General features: G+C 61.8%; 12 protein-coding genes and 1 pseudogene. 8 read left to right on the top strand and 5 right to left on the bottom strand.

The genetic code is table 11. The features are described from left to right. Positions 1-389: 389 nt before the first annotated feature. Together J3474_RS22980 and J3474_RS22675 are read left to right on the top strand one after the other, a co-directional pair. Positions 390-611 (top strand): annotated as a pseudogene (locus J3474_RS22980) (acyl-CoA dehydrogenase family protein); the annotation flags it as partial. Beyond that, a complete protein-coding gene (locus tag J3474_RS22675) occupies positions 589-771 on the top strand; it encodes a hypothetical protein (protein WP_242528320.1) in 183 nt (60 codons plus the stop codon). The pseudogene J3474_RS22980 and the gene J3474_RS22675, both read left to right, overlap by 23 nt. 42 nt (positions 772-813) lie before the next feature. On the opposite strand, the gene J3474_RS08320 is transcribed toward J3474_RS22675, so the two are convergent. Both J3474_RS08320 and J3474_RS08315 read right to left on the bottom strand, forming a co-directional pair. Further along, positions 814-2,253, bottom strand: a complete 1,440-nt coding sequence (locus J3474_RS08320; protein WP_242528272.1) for a sensor histidine kinase — start codon at positions 2,251-2,253, stop codon at positions 814-816. Between the two features lie 132 nt (positions 2,254-2,385). Continuing rightward, a complete protein-coding gene (locus tag J3474_RS08315; protein ID WP_242528271.1) occupies positions 2,386-3,153 on the bottom strand; it encodes a transporter in 768 nt (255 codons plus the stop codon). 391 nt (positions 3,154-3,544) lie between these two features. On the opposite strand from J3474_RS08315, the gene J3474_RS08310 reads away from it, so the two are divergent. The 3 genes from J3474_RS08310 to J3474_RS08300 all read left to right on the top strand — a co-directional run bounded on the left by J3474_RS08310 (position 3,545) and on the right by J3474_RS08300 (position 8,757). Further along, positions 3,545-4,603, top strand: coding sequence for a zinc ribbon domain-containing protein (locus J3474_RS08310; RefSeq protein WP_207093770.1), 1,059 nt, complete (start codon positions 3,545-3,547; stop codon positions 4,601-4,603). Positions 4,604-5,071: 468 nt separating this feature from the next. Continuing rightward, on the top strand, positions 5,072-7,498 hold the full coding sequence (locus tag J3474_RS08305; protein WP_242528270.1) for a TonB-dependent receptor: 2,427 nt from the start codon (positions 5,072-5,074) through the stop codon (positions 7,496-7,498). 209 nt (positions 7,499-7,707) lie between these two features. Further along, a complete protein-coding gene (locus J3474_RS08300; protein WP_242528269.1) occupies positions 7,708-8,757 on the top strand; it encodes a MucR family transcriptional regulator in 1,050 nt (349 codons plus the stop codon). Positions 8,758-8,880: 123 nt separating this feature from the next. Here J3474_RS08300 and J3474_RS08295 read toward each other — a convergent pair whose 3' ends face one another. The 3 genes from J3474_RS08295 to J3474_RS08285 form a co-directional block, all read right to left on the bottom strand. Continuing rightward, positions 8,881-10,206: an amidohydrolase gene (locus J3474_RS08295; protein ID WP_013836581.1), complete on the bottom strand. Its 1,326-nt coding sequence runs from the start codon at positions 10,204-10,206 to the stop codon at positions 8,881-8,883. Between the two features lie 13 nt (positions 10,207-10,219). Next, on the bottom strand, positions 10,220-12,511 hold the full coding sequence (locus tag J3474_RS08290; protein ID WP_207093768.1) for a TonB-dependent receptor: 2,292 nt from the start codon (positions 12,509-12,511) through the stop codon (positions 10,220-10,222). Positions 12,512-12,856: 345 nt separating this feature from the next. Continuing rightward, a complete protein-coding gene (locus tag J3474_RS08285) occupies positions 12,857-15,373 on the bottom strand; it encodes a TonB-dependent receptor domain-containing protein (RefSeq protein WP_207093767.1) in 2,517 nt (838 codons plus the stop codon). A 113-nt stretch (positions 15,374-15,486) separates the two neighbouring features. Between J3474_RS08285 and J3474_RS08280 the strand changes: the two genes are divergently transcribed. The 3 genes from J3474_RS08280 (at position 15,487) to J3474_RS08270 (ending at position 17,939) form a co-directional block, all read left to right on the top strand. Then, on the top strand, positions 15,487-15,987 hold the full coding sequence (locus J3474_RS08280; protein WP_013836585.1) for an RNA polymerase sigma factor: 501 nt from the start codon (positions 15,487-15,489) through the stop codon (positions 15,985-15,987). A 22-nt stretch (positions 15,988-16,009) separates the two neighbouring features. Next, positions 16,010-16,972, top strand: coding sequence for a FecR family protein (locus tag J3474_RS08275; RefSeq protein ID WP_207093766.1), 963 nt, complete (start codon positions 16,010-16,012; stop codon positions 16,970-16,972). A 214-nt stretch (positions 16,973-17,186) separates the two neighbouring features. Beyond that, positions 17,187-17,939 (top strand): DUF4198 domain-containing protein, encoded by a 753-nt coding sequence (locus J3474_RS08270; RefSeq protein ID WP_041558269.1) that lies wholly within the window; start codon positions 17,187-17,189, stop codon positions 17,937-17,939. Positions 17,940-17,941 lie beyond the last annotated feature (2 nt).

The raw sequence follows: 17,941 nt of genomic DNA, 5'->3' as shown, positions 1-17,941 counted from the left end.
CGCGCGCGAAATCGCCTTCCGGGCAAAGATCATTGACGCGTTTGTTTCATGGCCGCGCCGATTTGCCCGCCAATTGACCGACGGCGTGGCGCTCGCCGGTTGGCCGCGCTGCGCAGGCGCCTTGGCTGTAGGGTGCGATCCGTTGCGGATCGCACCCTACAAAGACATGGAAGGCAGCCTTTATGCACCTGTCTGGCACCCTCCTGCGGCGCCGCGCCAATGCGCAGGGTGGCCCCGTGGAATCGCCCGGCACGACAATCCGGCAGCTACCTTCAACTCCGTATTCGTCGCTTGGTCAGGTGTGCGGTCTGGCCACAAGCGACAGCGATGTGGCAGCTCACAGAGCCTCACGCATCCACCAAGACACTGCGAAGGGGCGCCGGACTTTCGTGTCCTGCGCCTTGATCCTAATGGAACTCGCTGCGGCTGATGGAGCGCTTTCGACCATAGTCTCGATCCAAAACTCTTTGCTTGTGTCAGCTTTGCTCAGGGTTGAAGGCCAAGAGCAAATAGCACGATTCCTGCCCGATTTGATTGCGGGACGAACGATTGGCGCCTTTGCGCTGACCGAACCCGATGCGGGATCGGGTGCTACTGCCGTACGTAGCCGCACAGCACATAGCGCCCCTCGCCCCGGAACAGGCCGAAGTTCGCGCCGCGGTCGGCATCGAAGTGCAGCAGGACGACACGCGCATCGAGGCATGCGCGATCAACTGCACCTCAGGCCGCACGAGCGTAAAGCCGGAATACCAAGCCAATCCGCCTGCTTAATCAATACTTCAATAACACGCCCGCCCTCGCATTCGTGACTGTTCACGCAGCAGAGACTTCGGGGGCATAGAGGACAATGCGGCAATGCAGGCCCTCTTCGCGAAAATCGAGTTCTGCCTTGCCGCCGTATTCGGCCGCCAGGCCCCGTTCGATCAATCGCGAGCCAAAGCCCTTCCGGCCTGAGGGCCTTACGGGCGGTCCGCCCAGTTCCTGCCAGTCAAGTACAAGGTAATCGCTATTCCCGGCCTCCCGGAACCAAGCGATGCAAATCCGGCCCGCGTCGTTGGACAAGGCGCCATATTTCATGGCATTTGTCGTGAGTTCGTGCAGAGCCATGGTCAGGGCAACGGTCAAACGCGGAGAAAGGGCAATGACCGGACCGTTCGCCTCGATCCGGCAGGCGTCAGCCCCGGCCGCAGGTGCGGTCGCTTCGCGCACGACTTCGTCCAGCAAGGTCGTGCGCCAGCTGGCATCTGTAAGCAGGTTGTGGGCACCTGCCAGAGCCCGCAACCGTTCCTCGAAGGACTGCCGCGCGCTGCCGGCCATCTCGACATTGCGAAAGGATTGCGAAGCCAGGCTCTGGACGATGGCCAGGGTGTTCTTGACCCGATGGTTGAGCTCATTGATCAGCAGGTCCTGGTGGCGGGCCGCCTCGACCACTTCGGTCATGTCCTGCCCTTGGACGAAAATCGCCGAAACCTCGCCGTCCTCGAAAATCGGCTGATAGATGAAGTCGAGGAAGCGCCGGTCCCGAGGTGCACCGGGAACCGCCTCGAAGTAGATCTCCTGGGAGCGACCGTGATACGGACGACCGGTAAGACGCACTTCGTCCAGAAGAGCGATCGAGCCCTGGCTGACAACCTCGGGAAGCGCGTCGGCCAATCTGCGCCCCACCAGTTTTTCGCGCCCGACCAGCTGCGTGTAGGCAGCATTGACCATGGCGAACTCGTGCTCGGGTCCGACGAGGACCGCCATGAACCCGGGCGCCTGTTCGAACATCCTTGTCAGCCGGGCACGCTGGGCCTGCAGGTCGAGGTTACGGTGCTGCACGGCATCGGCGCGCCGGACCAGCCCACTTTCGTCGCGCAAGCAGCGCAGGCGGTGCAACTCGGTCACGTCGACAGTGTGCTGCAGGATCGCGTCCACCCTGCCGTCGCTATCCAGCAGCGGCGTGTGCGTCGCGCTCCAGTAGCGTTGCTCCATGGAACCGTCGGGAGAAGCGATATCGTAACGGATAAGCGCGATTTCATCGACCTCTGCCGTCTCGACCACGCGCTTCAACGAAGCGCTGAGCAATTCATAGCTTTCCGTGCCCGGTTCGCTGGGAAAGGCATCGAACATGCGCCGGCCGATGATCGATTCTCTGGTGCGCATCGTCGCGCGCAAATAGGCATCGTTCATCCAGATGATCGTCTCGTTACGATCCATAAGGACATAGGGATTGGGCGAAAGCGAAATGAGCGATTGGAAATCTATGGTCACTGACGCCTCAATTCCGGCAAACCCGGGCACTTGCGCTCTGCACAAACTGTGGCCCTACCCGGAACTTGTCAATGAATTGCCACGATAATAAAAGTGACGATCTGGGCCCGTCGATCCGGTTTGGCGGGCCAACTAGAACCCAAAGCCGATCCGGGCGGCAACACTGGTGGCAGGAGCGCCTTCACTCAGCCCGGCAGCCCCTTCCACACTGAGCCTCATCCTGTCATTCAGCTTCGTACCGATACCAAGCCCAAGCGCCTCCCTGTCGGCCAGTGTGTCGATGGCCGACTCCTCGTAGGAATAAGACAGGGCTGCAAAGGATCTGTGGCCAAGGGCAACGCGGGCCCCTGCCGAACCGCTCAGGGTATTGCGCACATCGAACCCGTCGGGCTCGCCGAGTACCGTGTAACCCAGTGAAGCGAAGGGGGTGATCGCGCCGATGGGGCGGGCGATCTGCCCGGTAACCGCGTAATCGACCTTGCCGGTCCCCAGCCCCTTTGCGCTCGATGCCGTCGGCACCTTGATCGAAGTTACCCAGGTGGTCACGAAATCGCCGATCGGCAGGTCTACGGCCGCCTGCAAGGTAAGGTCGCCGATCCCTTCACGCGAAGTGCGCTCCTGGCTCAGGGAACCGGACGCGAAAAGCGGGGTTCCCAGCAGGCCGCCCTGGCTCACGATGACCCCGATCGGCGCAGTCGTGCGGACATAGGGAATGGACGCGCTCAGATGGAACCGCCCCTTCGATACCGCCGCCGCCACAGGAACCGAGAGGGTTTCGAACTTGTCGTCGGTGCCATAATCGCCTTCCTGGTAGGTGACGCCGGAACTGACTTCCCCCGACCACTGCGGCGGGGGGCGGAGCGTGCCATCGCTCTCGGCAGCAAGGGCAGGCATGGTCATCAGCGACAGCAAGATGGCTGCCACACTCGCTTGAATGGTGTGCATGGAAAATCTCGTCAGTTCGGCTAGGCAAGAAAGGTCGGACGTCTGGTGCAGGGCCGTCCCCACCGGGCTGCAATAGTCGTTGCTGTAATCGTGTCTGCAATCGTCATGGGCGCGCCTCAGGCCATTGGGTTCCAAGCTTCGTCAGGTTCGATGACAGGCTTTCCCTGAAGGAACGAGCGGCGCTCCGGATTTCATCCACGCGGCGCGGCACTTTTTTCCGGCACGCACAATCAGGAAGAACACGAGTGCCCGCAGCCCTTCGATGTTAACGCCGGCCCGAATGCCTTTACAGTCCTGATGGCCATGATAAGCCTCGCGCTATCAACAGGGCGCGGGAGGCTGGAAGATGATAAAGGGAGCAAGGGTTCCTGAGCGGGCCTATCTGATCGTACTCTGGGCGGTTTCGGTCATCTTCGCCGGCTTCATTGTCGGCTTCGGCAATCTCGTCATCGGCGACCTGCCTCAAGTCGAAACAACGGTTTCGCCGGAACAGTTCGTCGACAAGGCCCGGGACGAAAAGCTGCAAAGCGAGCTGAAGCAGGCCGAAGACCGCAGCGGGGCGATCGACGACAAGCTCCAGATTGCAAGGCTCCAGCTGGAGCAAGCGCGCCGCGCCTCGCAGACCGCCACCGAAACTTTCCAGGCGTGGATCCAGACCCGCACCGCGACGACCGATCCCCAACAGGACCCCGAAGTGGTTCAACGCACCCGGCAGCTTGAGCAGCTCAAGGGTAACGAACGCGCGATCCAGGGACGGCTCAACACGCTGGAGAACGAACGCCTGCCTCTTGAACAGCGCGCCACGGCGCTGCGTCAGGAGCAGGCCGATCTTCAGGACGCGGCCTATCCGGCTTTTGAGAAGGCCCTGTTCTGGCAGGAACTGCGAATATTCCTGCTGCGCCTGGCGCTGACCCTGCCGATGTTGCTGCTCGCCGCCTGGCTGGTCGCCAAACGGCGCAAGGGCGCCTATTGGCCCCTGTCACGAGGCTTCGTGATTGCCGCGGTCTTCGTCTTCTTTGTCGAACTGGTGCCTTACCTGCCCAGCTACGGCGGCTACATCCGCTACGGCGTTGGCATCTTGCTTACCGTTGCTGCCGGCCACTTCCTGATCAAGAACATGCGTCATTACCTGGAAAAGCGCAGGGAAGTGGAAGCACAGGCCGAGGAGGAACGCCGCAAGCTGGTTTCGCACGACGAAGCCTTCAAGAAGATGTCTGCCAAGGTCTGCCCGGGCTGCGATCGCCCGATCGCTGCAATGGAAGGCAGCGAAACCAACTTCTGCGTCCATTGCGGGATGACGCTCTTCGACCACTGCAGCAAATGCAGTGCCCGCAAGATGGCATTCTTCCGCTACTGCATGGCCTGCGGCACGCCGGCGCAGGACGCCGCCAAAGCAGGCACCTGAGAACCACCCGGGCTCAATCGCGCAATCCGGTCTTGGGAGGACCATTGCGCCCGGGCTTCGCGGCTGGCCGGGAACGATGCGCAATATGCGCGGCACCTTGTACTGGGCAATGCGCTTACGCGACCATTGCAGCAGTTCGTTTTCCCGCAATTGCAGTCTTGAACGGATGGCGACGTAGGCGCGCGCATCGATCGCCTCAGCGGCTCGCACCGGATCGTCGAGGCAGGCCTTAGTCTCGCAAGGACCGCCAAACCACAAGTCTCCCGTGGGCCTGACGAGCGTGTCGCGGATACGTTGCGAAAAAGCAACGGAGCGCTGAAAATCGCAAGCCCTGTGCAACTGCCACACGCCAAAAGCGAAAGATCGGATTAGATACTCGCACAGGAGGAAAACCGGATCTGGAACCAGTAAACTCGTGAATATAACCATATAGAATTCAATAATTTCTCCACCAGGGAGGGGAACGAAATGAATACGAGACTTCACAACAAGGCCATGTTTATCGGCGGCGTCTGCTTCAGCATGATCGCCTTTTCCGCTGCCGCGGTCGCACAGGACCAAGCCGATCAGAACGGAGGCCAGGCCTACAACAACGAAATCATCGTCACCGCCACCAAGCGCAACGAATCCATCCAGAACGTACCCTTCTCGATCAATGCCCAGACCGCTGAAGCCATGCGCAGGTCGGGCGCAACCTCGATCGAGGACGTGTCGCGCTCCATCGCTGGCCTGACCGTCCAAAACCTCGGCCCCGGCCAGAGCCAGGTATCGATCCGCGGCGTCTCCGCTGGCCAGGTCGTACGCGACCAGCCCGGCGTGAAGGAGCAGGTGGGCGTCTACATGGACGAGTCGGTCATCTCGCTGTCACTGTTCACGCCCGACTTCGACCTGTTCGACCTCGACCGCATCGAGACGCTGCGCGGCCCGCAGGGCACGCTGTTCGGTTCAGGTTCCGAGGGCGGCACGGTGCGCTACATCACCAAGCAGCCCAAGCTCGACATTGTCGAAGGCACCGTGGAAGCTGGCGCCAATGTTCTGAAGGGCGGCGATGTCGGCTATGACGGCAAGGCTGCGGTAAACCTGCCGCTGGGCGAAACGGCTGCTCTGAGGGTCGTGGGCTACGCCGAACACTACGCCGGCTTCGTCGATGCGATCGGCCCGGCAGCGGGCAAGAACATCAACGACGGCAACCGCTATGGCGGTCGCGCCAGCGTGTTGTGGGAGCCCAGCCCGGGCATCAAGGTCACCCCGCGCATCATCTATCAGGACATCAAGACCAACGGCTTCAACCGCGAGGACACCTATCACCTCTACTACAATCCGCTGATCGATGCCTCGCAAACGCTTTCGGAGCGCACCCAGTACCTCAAGCTGCGTGAAGAGTTCCGTGACAAGACGACGCTGGCGGACCTCACGATCAATGCGGACCTGACCGACGCAATCGCCCTCACCTCGGTGACGACCTATATCCATCGCAATATTCTCGTCGCCCGCGATGCGTCGGCACTGACCGGCTCGGTATCCGTCTCGCCTTTCGCCATCGACCTGGGCGTCGACGGTTCGCTGGCGAACCTGCCATCGGAACTGCGCGACAGGACGAAGCTCAAGCAATGGACCCAGGAACTGCGCCTAGCTTCCACGGACGCCGGCCCGTTCCAGTGGGTGTTCGGCGGCTTCTACAGCCACGTTGACCGCACATATGCGCAGCGCCTGCCGACCCCCGGCTACGATGCGATCGTCGACGCCGCTCTCGGCGCCGGAACCTCGGCCTCGGTCGCGAACGGCTTCCCGGCGGACTCTCCGTACAACGCCGACATCCCGTACATCATCAAGCAGGCAGCGGTATTCGGCGAGGCAAGCTACAAGCTGGGACAGTTCAAGCTCACCGCGGGCGGTCGCTACTATGATTTCAAGGAAAAGCGCGACTTCATCTCTGGCGGCATCTTTGCCAATGGCGACCGCAACATCGGCGACAAGACCAGCTCCAACGGCTTCTCCCCGCGCTTCATCGCCAGCTACGAAGCCAGCCCCGATGTCACGGTGAACCTGCAGGCATCGAAGGGCTTCCGTCTGGGCGGCGTCAACGATCCACTGAATATCCCGCTATGTTCGGGCGGCGCGACGGGTCCGGATGCGGCGACCTACGGCAACCGGCCGACTTTCGACGATGAAACCCTGTGGAACTACGAAGGCGGTATCAAGGCCCATACCGGCGGCATCACCTTCAACGGTGCGGTATTCCATAACGAGATCCGGAATCTCCAGGTCACCGCAGATGCCGGCAGTTGCTCTTCGCGCGTGCTGTTCAACGTCCCCAAGGCCCATACGACCGGTGTCGAAGCCGAACTCGCCGCCCGGCTCATGACCGGGTTCGACGTGACGGTAAACGGGAGCTATATCGACTCCAAGATCGACAGCACCGTCGTCGATGGATCGGGTGCCGTCATCGCCGGAATCCGCAAGGGCAATCGCCTGCCGACCGTACCCAAGTTCCAGATTTCAGCTTCGGCCACTTACGAAACCGAAATCAGCGACGGCATCGACTGGGCCCTTACCGCAAGCTACCAGCACGTCGGCAATCGCTTCACGCAGCTTGCGGATCAGGAACCGGGGGCAGGATCGTTTACCAATTCGATCTTCTACGATCCCGCCACGGGTGCTTTCGGAACCGGAGCCTATGACTTCGGGTCCTATCGCCTTCCGTCTTACGACCTCGTCAATCTCTCGACGAGCGTGAACTTCGACCATGGCCTGTCCGTGTCGGTCTACGTCAATAACCTGCTGGACAAGAACGCCCTGATGTCGCTGGATCGCGAACGCGGCGGCCGGGCACGTCTCGGATACAATATCGGCAGTCCGCGCAAGATCGGGATGACGGTGCGCAAAGAATTCTGACCAAGCGGAAACAAATTCGAACCCGGGGGCTTCAAGGCAGGCCTCCGGGTTTTTTCATGCCCATTTACCCGGCTGCGCAGACCTGTAGGAGGTATGGTCATTTCACCCTATGCAATCGGATATTTGACACTTAATATACCAATAGTGTTTATGGGCGCGTTTTTGAGACTCTTCCCGCTCGTGCAGAGCTACTTTCAAGTTGGATGGATATGGCAGATTTCGACGCACGTCAGGCTTCGCTGGACCTTGTCACAGCCTTTGTGAACAACAACAAGCTGAACGCCTCTCAGCTCCCTTCGCTGCTCAGCGATGTATTCAAGGCCGTTTCGGAATTCGGTGAAGATGCGCCGATGCCCGCGCTGGCGAAAGTCGAGGAAAAGGCGCCCACCAAGCCCGCCGCTGCGAAACCAGCGCCAGCACCGAAGGCGGAGCAGCCGGCTGCCAAGGCAGAAACCGCTGAAGCACCCAAGCCTGCCGCTGCAGTAAAGCCAGCGGTTTCCGCCAAGGAATCGCACAGCGACCCGAACTTCATCGTCTCACTCATCACCGGTGAGAAGTTCAAGACGCTCAAGCGTCACCTTCGCAAGCACGGCCTGACCGAAGCCGAATACAAGACGCGCTACGACCTGCCCGCCGACTACCCCATCGTGGCAAGAGCCTATTCGGAACTGCGCCGCAAGGTCGCCAAGAACATCGACCGTAGCGGCCAGGACACGGCCGTTCCTGCGGCCAAGGAAGCCGCACCGGCGACGGCCAAGACGAAGGCCCCTGCAAAGGCTCCGGCGAAGGCGAAGCCTTCCGCAGCCAAGAAGACCGCAAGCAAGCCCAAGGTTGCTGCGAAGTCGACCGCGGCCAAGAGCGCCACGGCTGCAAAGGTTAAGAGCGCCCCCGCCGCGAAGGCAGCCGATACGGCCGCCAAGCCGGCAGCTGCCGCGCCTGAGGCCAAGAAAGACGCAGCTCCTGCCGCAGCGAAGGCCGCGCCCGCCAAGAAGGCGACCAAGGCCCCCGCAAAGAGCCGTGCAAAGAAGGCTCCCGCTGCCAAGAAGGCAGCGACCGCCAAGACCCCTGCGGCCCAGGACAGCAAGAAGGACGCCGGCGCGGCCGCGTCAGCTCCGGCTGCAATGCCAGCTCCCGCGGCCAACACGGCAAGCCCGGCCCCCGAAAGCAAGAGTGCTGCTGCGCCTTCGACTGCCGACAGCACCGCCAGCTCGAAGCCGGCCCGCAAGGACCGCCCGAAGCTTTCGCCGGTCTTCAAGTAATACGGTAAGGCGCCTGACAGGCGCAGCCATTGAACAAGAAAGCCCCGCATGTCACTGCGACATGCGGGGCTTTTTCATGCAAGGGCCACATTGGGGGACCGCAGAAGCGGTCCCCATTCAGGCTTAGTCGGTGCCTGCCACCGTCAGCACTGCCAGCGAAAGCGCCTGCGCACCTGCGCGAATTGCCGGTTCGGGGTCGGGTGCAAAGAATGGCGAGTGGTTCACCGGCGGCCTTTCACCCTTCTTGACGTATCCCGCCAGGACATCCGCATCGACGCCGCCGATGCCCACGAAGACGGACGGCACGCCTGCGGTCACGAACTCCGAATAGTCTTCGCTCCCAGAACCTGCGGGCTTGTCTTCCGATTCTACCGTGACTTTCCCGCTGACGGCCTCCTTGACCACGGCCGCAACCGAGTCCGCCAGCTTCGGATCGTTATAAAGTGCCGCGGTGCCATAAAGGTAATCGATCTGCGGTTCGGGCGCGCCAGCCATGGCAGACACGGCATCGGCCGTCTTCTTGACGCCGTCCATGAGCTGTTGCCGCACCTCCGGATCGTGCGAACGCAAGGTAAGCTGCAGAACCGAGGTGTCGGGGATGATATTGGGCGCCGTGCCTGCATGGAAACTGCCGACGGTAATGACGCCGAACTTCCCGGGATCGACTTCCCGGCTGCGGATCGACTGCACGTCGCTCACGAAGTGCCCGCCCATTACGATCGGATCGATGCTCGAAGCGGGCATCGATCCATGGGCGCCCTTGCCCTTGAAGGTAATACGCAATTGGTCCGAAGCCGAAGAAGAGGTGCCTTCCTTGAAACGCACGTTGCCGGAAGCCTCAGGGCTGACATGGGCCGCGAACCCATAGTCGGGTTTGGGAAAGCGCGTGAACAGCCCGTCATCGAGCATGGCCTTCGCCCCGCTGACGGTTTCTTCGGCAGGCTGGCCGATGAACATCAGCGTTCCGTGCCAGCGGTCCTTCATCGCCAGCAGGGCCTCGGCCGTGGCCACCCACCAAGTCATGTGGATGTCATGCCCGCAGGCATGCATCGTGGGCGTGACCTTTCCGTCGATTTCCTGCGTGTAATGACTGGCATAAGGCAGCCCGGTCTTTTCCAGGACCGGCAGACCGTCAAGTTCGGTGCGCACGAGTACGGTGGGACCGTCACCGTTGCGATAAATCGCAACGATGCCGGTGCCGCCGACCTTCTCGGTCACGGTAAAGCCGAGCTTGCGCATCCTTGCGGCCAGCAAGGCCGCCGTGCGCGTTTCCTGAAAGGCAACTTCAGGATGCGCGTGGATGTCCTCATAAAGCGCCTGAAGCTGCGGGTAGTTCTTGTCGAGCACGGCATCGATCCGCGCAAGGTCTGCCTTGGGGTCGGGCACAGCCGCAACCGCCGGAGAGGCAGCCAGTCCTGCCAGTAGCAGCAAGAGTGGTGACTTCTTCATCGGTTGGGTCTCCTTACATTGCAAAGTGGAAATTGACGCCGAACGTGCGCGGCTGGATCGAGAAGGTCAGGTTGCTGTAGCCAAAGCCGTTGGTCTGGCTGACGTTGCCCACCGTATCGGTGACGTTGTTGACGTAGACAGCCATGCCCCAGGTCTCGTTCTCGACACCTGCCCTGAGATTCAGGGTTGCGTAATCGCCGTAGTAGGTGAGGTAAGGATCGGTCCGGCTGACATTCGACTTCATCTTGCCGGTGTAGGCAAAGTCCGCACGCAGCAGGCCATCGAAGCGATCGCTGAGCGCCCACTTGTAGGCGGCGGAGGCAGCGCCGCTCCACTTCGGGCTGTTGGACAGGCGATCGCCCTTCTTGCCGCTCGACGCGGTCACGAGGATATCTTCGTTCGCCTGGTCTTCGGTCAGCTTGCCGTCGGTGTAACCGCCTGAAACGGACAGCGAGAGGCCGGACAGGGGACGAACCGTCAGGTCGACTTCACCACCACGGATCCTTGCCGCACCGGCATTGGTGAGGAAGGAATAAAGACCATCGGCCGTACGGGCGCTAAGCTGCATGTTGCTCCAGTCGATCTGGAACACCGCGGCATTGAAGATAACGTCACCGCCCAGCCAGGATGTCTTTACACCGGCTTCGTAGTTCCACAGGCTGTCTGCGTCATAAGCGATCAGGTTGTCCGGCAGGATCGGAATGTTGTTCGCGCCGCCGGGACGAAAGCCCTTTGCCGCCGAGGCATAGGCCATGAAATCCGGGGTGAAATTGTAACTGATATTGAACTTCTGGATCAGGCCGTTGGCGCTGGCCTTCTCCCGGGAATAATCGGCAAGAACGCTCCCCGTCAGCGGGCTGGCGAGCGTTGCCTCGCCACCGGTCGTCTTCGTGTAGTCGTAATAGCGCAGGCCGCCGGTCAGGCTGAGCTTGTCGGTCGGGTGCAGGGTGACTTCGCCGAACCCTGCCAACTGCCGGACTTTCGTTTCTACGTATCGATAGCTCAGGTTCCGAAGCGGATCGGGTACCGACCCGTCGACCGGGCTCACGCTGGTCGTGTTGCTGTCGATGTGATCCTTGCGATGCTCGTAATAACCGCCGATCGTCCAGTCGATGAAGTTGGTGCCGTTGGACGCCAGCCGCACTTCGTAGTTCTGCGACTTGAGCCAAGCCGGCTGATACCCGATCGCAGGCAGGACAGAGGAGGCATAATCGCTGAAGTCGCTCTGCTGATCCGCCGAGCAGGCGGCGCTCTGCCCATAGTATGCGCTGCAAGTGCTGGGCAGCGATCCAAGCGCTGCCACTGCAGGCGTGAAGTCGACGGCGCGCACGATGTTGAACTTGTAGTAAGTACCCGTGGCGGTCAGCGTGGCGAAGCCGAAATCCTGGTCCGCCTTGAGATTGTAGAGCTGCATCTCGCTGCGGAAGGGCAGGCGGACGCGCGAGTCCGTCTTGTAGCGACCGACTTGCGGATACCAGCCCTGCAGATCGTCGGCCTTGGACTTTTCGTAGATGGCAGTAGCCGTGACCGTCGTGTCCGGACCGGGCTCGTAGCCGATCAGTGCGCGAACGCCCCGCGCCGTGTTGTCGTTGATGTTCTTGTCGCCGTACCGGACATTGTCGATGAAGCCCGGCTTCTTCTGGTAGTAGCCGACAAGACGAACCGCGAGCTTATCTTCCACAATGGGTATGTTGACCATGGCCTTGGCGCCATATCCGGTACCGCCGCCATCGATCGCCGAGGCTTCGGCCTCTGCAGCCGTTTCGTAGGTCGACGCATCCGGCTTCTTGAAGATGATGCGCAAGGTGCCTGCCATCGAGCTTGCGCCATAAAGCGTGCCCTGCGGACCGCGCAAAACTTCCACTCGCTCGACATCGAACAGGTTGAGGTTGGCCGCTACCGAGCCCGGGTCCTGTGTCGTGCCGCTCGGCCCGGTGACCGGCGTCTCGTCGTAGTACAGGCCCACGGTGGCTTCACCGGCCGCGTTGACGCCGCGGATGCTGATGCGGCTGCTGCCGATCTGACCCTGCGTGACGTTGAGGTTGGGCACCTGGCGGAAATAGCCGGAAAGATCGCTGGACCCCATGTCGCGCAGCGTATCGCCGCTCAGCGCCGCAATGCTGATCGGGGTCTCCTGCAGGGTGGAATCGCGCCGCAGGGCGGTCACCACGATGTCGCCCGAGGCAAGGACACCCTCGTTTGCGCTTTCGCTGGTGGCGGCAGCATCGCTGGTCTGGGCCATCGACGTGAGCGGGAATGCGGATACAGCGGCCAGAAGCGCGGCCATGGTGATCGAAGACTTCATGTGCAAAGATACCCCCCTTGGTACAGGACGTTTTTGGTTGGCGATAAGCCAGCCTCCCCTGCGATCCTTCCCTGGCGACGATTTTGTTTTTGATCGGGATGAATGGGATGCGGCGTAGCCCGGTTCCGGACGAACGTTACGGCAGACAGGCCATGACCGGACGAAGGTCCGCCAATACCGCCTGCACTGCCGTTCGTTCCGGTCACAAAGCCACGCCCCACCTTGCCCCCGCGAGTGCGACCCGAAGGGCGTTCACAGAGGAAGACGCAGCGCCGAAGCGAGTCCGCACCGAATTATGAAAGTTTTTTTGCAGTGCAGCAGATTGCGATAGATCGCGTCTGAGAATCAGAAGCTTGCGTTGAAGCCGAGCGAGACGGTGCGGGGACGGACCCGCGTGATCGTCCGGGGCGCGATCAGGAGATTGGAAGCGTAGATACGATCCTGGCTTCCCGTCAGATTGGTCACCCCTACAGTCACCGAATGCGCCGATCCCTGCAGGATTGCGCGCATGTCGATCGATCCGGCGCTGCCGATGCGCATCGTCCGGTCGTCAGCGCGGTGGGTCATCGAATAGTGGCGGCTGCTGAAATGGCCGTAAAGAGCCAGCTTGAACGCGAGGTCGCCGCCGACATCCCAGCGGCTCGTCAGGACACCGCTTGCAATGAACGGGGGAACGAGGCCCAGGCGATCGCCCGCACGGCCGGTGGCCTGCGCGATCTCACTTACCTGATCGGACGTCAGGCGGGGATCGAGGTAGGTCGCCTGCACATTCGCCTCGAAGTGCCCACCGGCCCGGGCCTTCAGTCCCAGTTCGACCCCGTCGATACGCGCACTTCCCAGGTTGCTGATGATGCCGAAGGCGCCGTTGTTCGTGATGGCAGAGACTTCTATGTCCGACCAGACCTGGCGGAATGCAGCGCCGCTGAGCTGGATCGCATCGCGCGCCAGCGACACGCGCCAGCCTACTTCCCGACTGACGAGGCGATCGCCAAGGTATACCGCAGCGTCGCTCGGCAGTCCCGGCACAATGTTGACGCCGCCCGGCCGAAATCCTTGCGCCAGCTCACCGTAGATCAGCCAATCCGTCCGAGGATAGAAGTCGAAGCGAATGCGTCCCACCGTGCCCCGCACCGAGTACACGTACGATTGCATGCCTTCGCTGCCGTAGACCTCTGTCGCGGGATTGCGCAGGACGCTCTCTCCGCTTGCCGAGCGACGATACCGAAAAATGCGCCCACCCGCGGTGACATGAAGGCGCTCCAGCGCATTCCATGTCACATCGCCGAACGCCGCCACCTGATTGAGGGACCCTGCAAACCACCGCTGGCTCACCAGGGGAGCGGTGGCATCGATCATCCCGCGCTCGTCCGTACGGCGAGCCAGGCTCTCCCCCTTGTCGGTGCGGCGATTGAAGAAAAAGCCGGTCGTCCAGTTCAATGCACCCCGTCCGGACAGGCGCAATTCGGCCGAGGTGCTGCTGACACGCAGAGGCTGATCGAGCACGGCTGGCGTCGCGGAATTAAGATAGCTGCCGAATTGCGTGAGTTCGGCCGCTGTACATCCCGATGTCGCAGGCCTTTCGAAATAGCCGGCGCAGGCCTGCGGGTCGCCGCGCAGATCTTCGAGGACGGCGGTGAAATCGAAACTCCGGCGAGGCAGCCAACGGTAGCGCGAAGCCGAAAGTTCAACATCGGTCGTGCCAAGCGCGCCACGAACGACGGCGGAAGCCATCCAGAACCGGCTTGAAAAAGGCAGGCGAACGGCGCGGTTGGTCCGGTTCCTGCCCACGTCACCGCTGCCGCTTCCGAAATCGTCATACACGGTCTTCTGATAGGCGCCTTCGATCGCGAGCGACCAGTCCGGGTCGGGTTCCCACTTCACAGCCAGACGCGCACCCGCGTCGTCCCTCTTGCCGATGTTGACCAGACCGAGCGCCACATTGTCGACAAAGCCCGCCTCGCGCCGGCGATAGGTGACTGCACGCAGCGCCGCGCGTCCAGGCACGAGTGGGAGATTGATCGCCGACGAAGCGTCGAAACCAACTCCGCCACCCTTCGTGGAGGAGACGGAGCCATCGACATCGACGGAATAGGCATCGAGATCGGGCTGGCGAAAGAGCACACGCATGGTGCCTGCCAGCGATCCGGCGCCGTAAAGAGTCCCCTGCGGCCCACGCAGCACCTCGATCCGATCGACGTCGATCAACAGCAGGTTGGGCGTCATCAGGCCAGGATCCGAAGTCGAGCCCGAAGGTCCCAGAACCGGAACATTGCCGTAATAGAGCCCGACGCTAGGTTCGCCTGCACTGATCACACCGCGTAGCGACAGCCGGTCCAGCCCCGCACCTTGCGACGTGATCGTCAGGCTGGGGGCCAACCTTGCAACGTCGGCATTCGTTCTACCCGCCAGTTCACTCCACTCCTGCCCGTCAATCGCAATCATGCTGACCGGAGTGTCCAGCAGGAGCGTGGGTCTTCGCAGTGCGGTCACAATGATGGAAGAGGGCGGCGGCACATGGGCAGGTCGCTCGCCGGATGAAACGGAAGCCTCGCCGGGACCTTTGAACTTGGCGACTTCGATGCGCTCTATGATGAAGGTCCGTGGCGCGATGCGCCTTGCGCGCAGGCCCGTACCGCGCAGCAATTCGTCAAGCGCGGCCTCGGGATTCCGCGGTTTTCCGGGCTTGGCCACCTGAAGCCCGGACACCGTCTCCGGCCGGAAGAGGATCGAGAGATGGCCGCGCCGGGCGAGAGATTGCAGGGCCTCGGCGAGGGAAGCCCGACCGGTCGCAGCAAGCGCCGGGGGCACGGCGAAAGTGGAACAGGTCCATGCCAGGAAAACGATCAGGGCCTGCCGCGCCATTACCAAGGGCCAAATCTCTTGCGTGTTTCCTGAAATGCGAAAGTTTGATTACTCTAGCCTGATTCGCCGACCGTGATAGTCGGCCGAAAGCCTTTTTCACACCTGGGTCCCGGATGAGCGAGCCGAACAAACTGCACGACGCAATCTTTCCGCACCTGCCCGTGCTGCGACAATGGTTGCTGCGTCGCCTCGATCGCAAGGAGGACGTAGACGATGTCGTACAGGACGTATGGATGCGGCTGTGCCGGCTGCCGGACCAGGGGGTCATCGACAATCCGCGCGCCTATCTGTTTCGTACCGCAGGCAGCGTCGTGACCGACCGCTTCCGCCGCGGCGCGGTGCGAGCCGCCAATCGCCACGAGGAATTGACGGAAATTCGGCACCCCGTTGAGGAGATTACGCCCGAGCGCGTCTTGATGGGAAAGAATGAGATAGAAAGGGTCGTGGCACGCATCGGCATGTTGCCGGAGCGCACGCGCGATATCTTCGTGTTGAGCAGGTTCGAGAATCTAAATAACAAGCAGATCGCTGCCGCAATGGGCATTTCGGTAAGTGCGATCGAAAAGCATATGATGAAGGCAATGCGCGCATTGCTGGAGGAGAGCGATGACTGATCCGCATTCAAGGAGCGGCGGCATGAGCGACGAGGAACTGGCCGCCTTCCTGCGCGACGCGTCGGGCGAGGCACGATCTTCCGGCGAAAGCCGGCAAGCGCTGCAGGAAGCCGAAGACCTCTGGAACTCGCTTGACACGGTTAGGGACGATCCGCGCATCCTTGCCATGCGATCGGCTGCACGCGCGCGCCTCGCTGCCAATGACGGCGCCGAGGATGGCGAAAATATGCGCTTCGGCGGAGCGAAGCAGCGCTCGCCGCGTCCCACGCTCGCACCGTGGGCCGCCATCGCTGCCTGCCTGCTCATCGTCGTCGGCCTTGGCAGCTATATCTGGACGGACCGCCCCGGCCTGACCGCTTCCCAGGCCGTGCAGGTCCTTGCGAACGGCCGAGAGGCGCCCCGCACCTATCGGCTTGCCGATGGCTCGAGCGTTACGCTCGACGCGGCCTCGCGCGTGGAAGTCGCGCTGTCGGATGATGCACGGCGCCTCACCTTGGAACAGGGCCGTGCCTTCTTCGACGTCGCGCATGACGCGGACCGCCCTTTCACCGTTACTTCGGGCGATAGCAGCGTGACCGCGCTGGGAACCCGTTTCATGGTTTCGCAGCAGCCCGACGATCCGCTCGTGATGCTAGCGCAGGGCAAGGTGCGGGTGGCCGACGCGGATCAGACGGCCGAGCTCGTACCCGGAGAAGAACTGTCCCGCGACGCAGGCGGCAGCTTCGTCATTGCCAGAAGCGATCCTGCCGGCGCCAGCCAGTGGACAACGGGGGCGGTCAGCTTCGATGCCGAGCCGGTCTCGCAAGTGCTGAAAAAGCTCAACCCCTACCTAGCCCGGCCGCTCGTCCTCGATAACCCCGCCGATACGCAAGCACGGGTCAGCGGCACGTTCCAGCTCGGCAACGACAGGGACATCCGCACTGGACTGGAAGCCATGGGTATTGCCGTAACCCAAGGGCAGGCACCTGAAGCCGGCCGGCGATAATCCTCTCAAAGTCAGGAAACCCAGACTTTGCGAGCGCCTGTGCAGGGTGCTGGACCGCTCTATATTCGCACAGCAGTCAATAATGCTCGCAGAACGCAATGCTGCCGCCCGGCTGGCTAATTCGCTATTTGCTCCCGATCCACCCCTCGCAAAAAGCAATATCTTGCGCTGGCATCACCACATGCTGTGCTCAAGAAAACCGAGGAGAAGATCATTGCCGCGTCGTTCGCCCTTCCTGCTCGCATCCACTTTTGCCTCCGCTCTCGCGCTGGGATTTACTTCCATCGCGCCCGCCGATGCCCATGCCATCTGGTTCGCGCAGCGCGCCAAGCAGCTCGCCTTGATCTACGGCGTGGGTGCCGACGATCTCGATGCCGTCGGCCGCATGAAGCATCTCACTCTCGTGAAGGGCTATGACGAAGACTGGCAACCGGTCGAGACCTCCCTGCGAGAAGCCGGCATCGTGCCTATCGTCGACAGCGACGAACCGATTGCAGCGATGACCGCAGTCATGGACTATGGCGTGTGGACCAAGGACAAAGCCGGAAGCTGGCACAACACGACGAAGGATGAAGTCGCGGACGTGGCGTTGTCCGAACACAACTGGAAGTACGCTCTCCACTTCGAGAAACTTCCGAAGAAGGAAGTGCCGCTTTTCGAAGGCCTCGTGCTCCAGCTCGTGCCGGTCGGCCCGATCCCCGAAGACAAGGGCAAGCCGCTCAAGGTTCGCGCCTATCTCAATGGAAAGCCCATGGCAGGCGTCCAGGTGATGTCCGACTACGTCAACGATCCCGACCAGATCCCGGTCAAGACCGATGCTGACGGTACGGCAACGATCACCTTGCGCAACCAGGGCCTCAATGTTCTGATGGGCATCTACGTCGGGCCTTCGGACCAGCCGACGAAGTACGACCAGGTCGAATACCGCTCCTCGCTGTCGTTCGTTCTGCCGCACCTGCCCGAATAATC

Source organism: Novosphingobium sp. PY1 (genome assembly GCF_017312445.1).
Lineage (GTDB): Bacteria > Pseudomonadota > Alphaproteobacteria > Sphingomonadales > Sphingomonadaceae > Novosphingobium.
The sequence above is the reverse complement of the archived record's forward strand: the minus strand, read 5'-3'. Positions and strand labels throughout refer to the sequence as shown.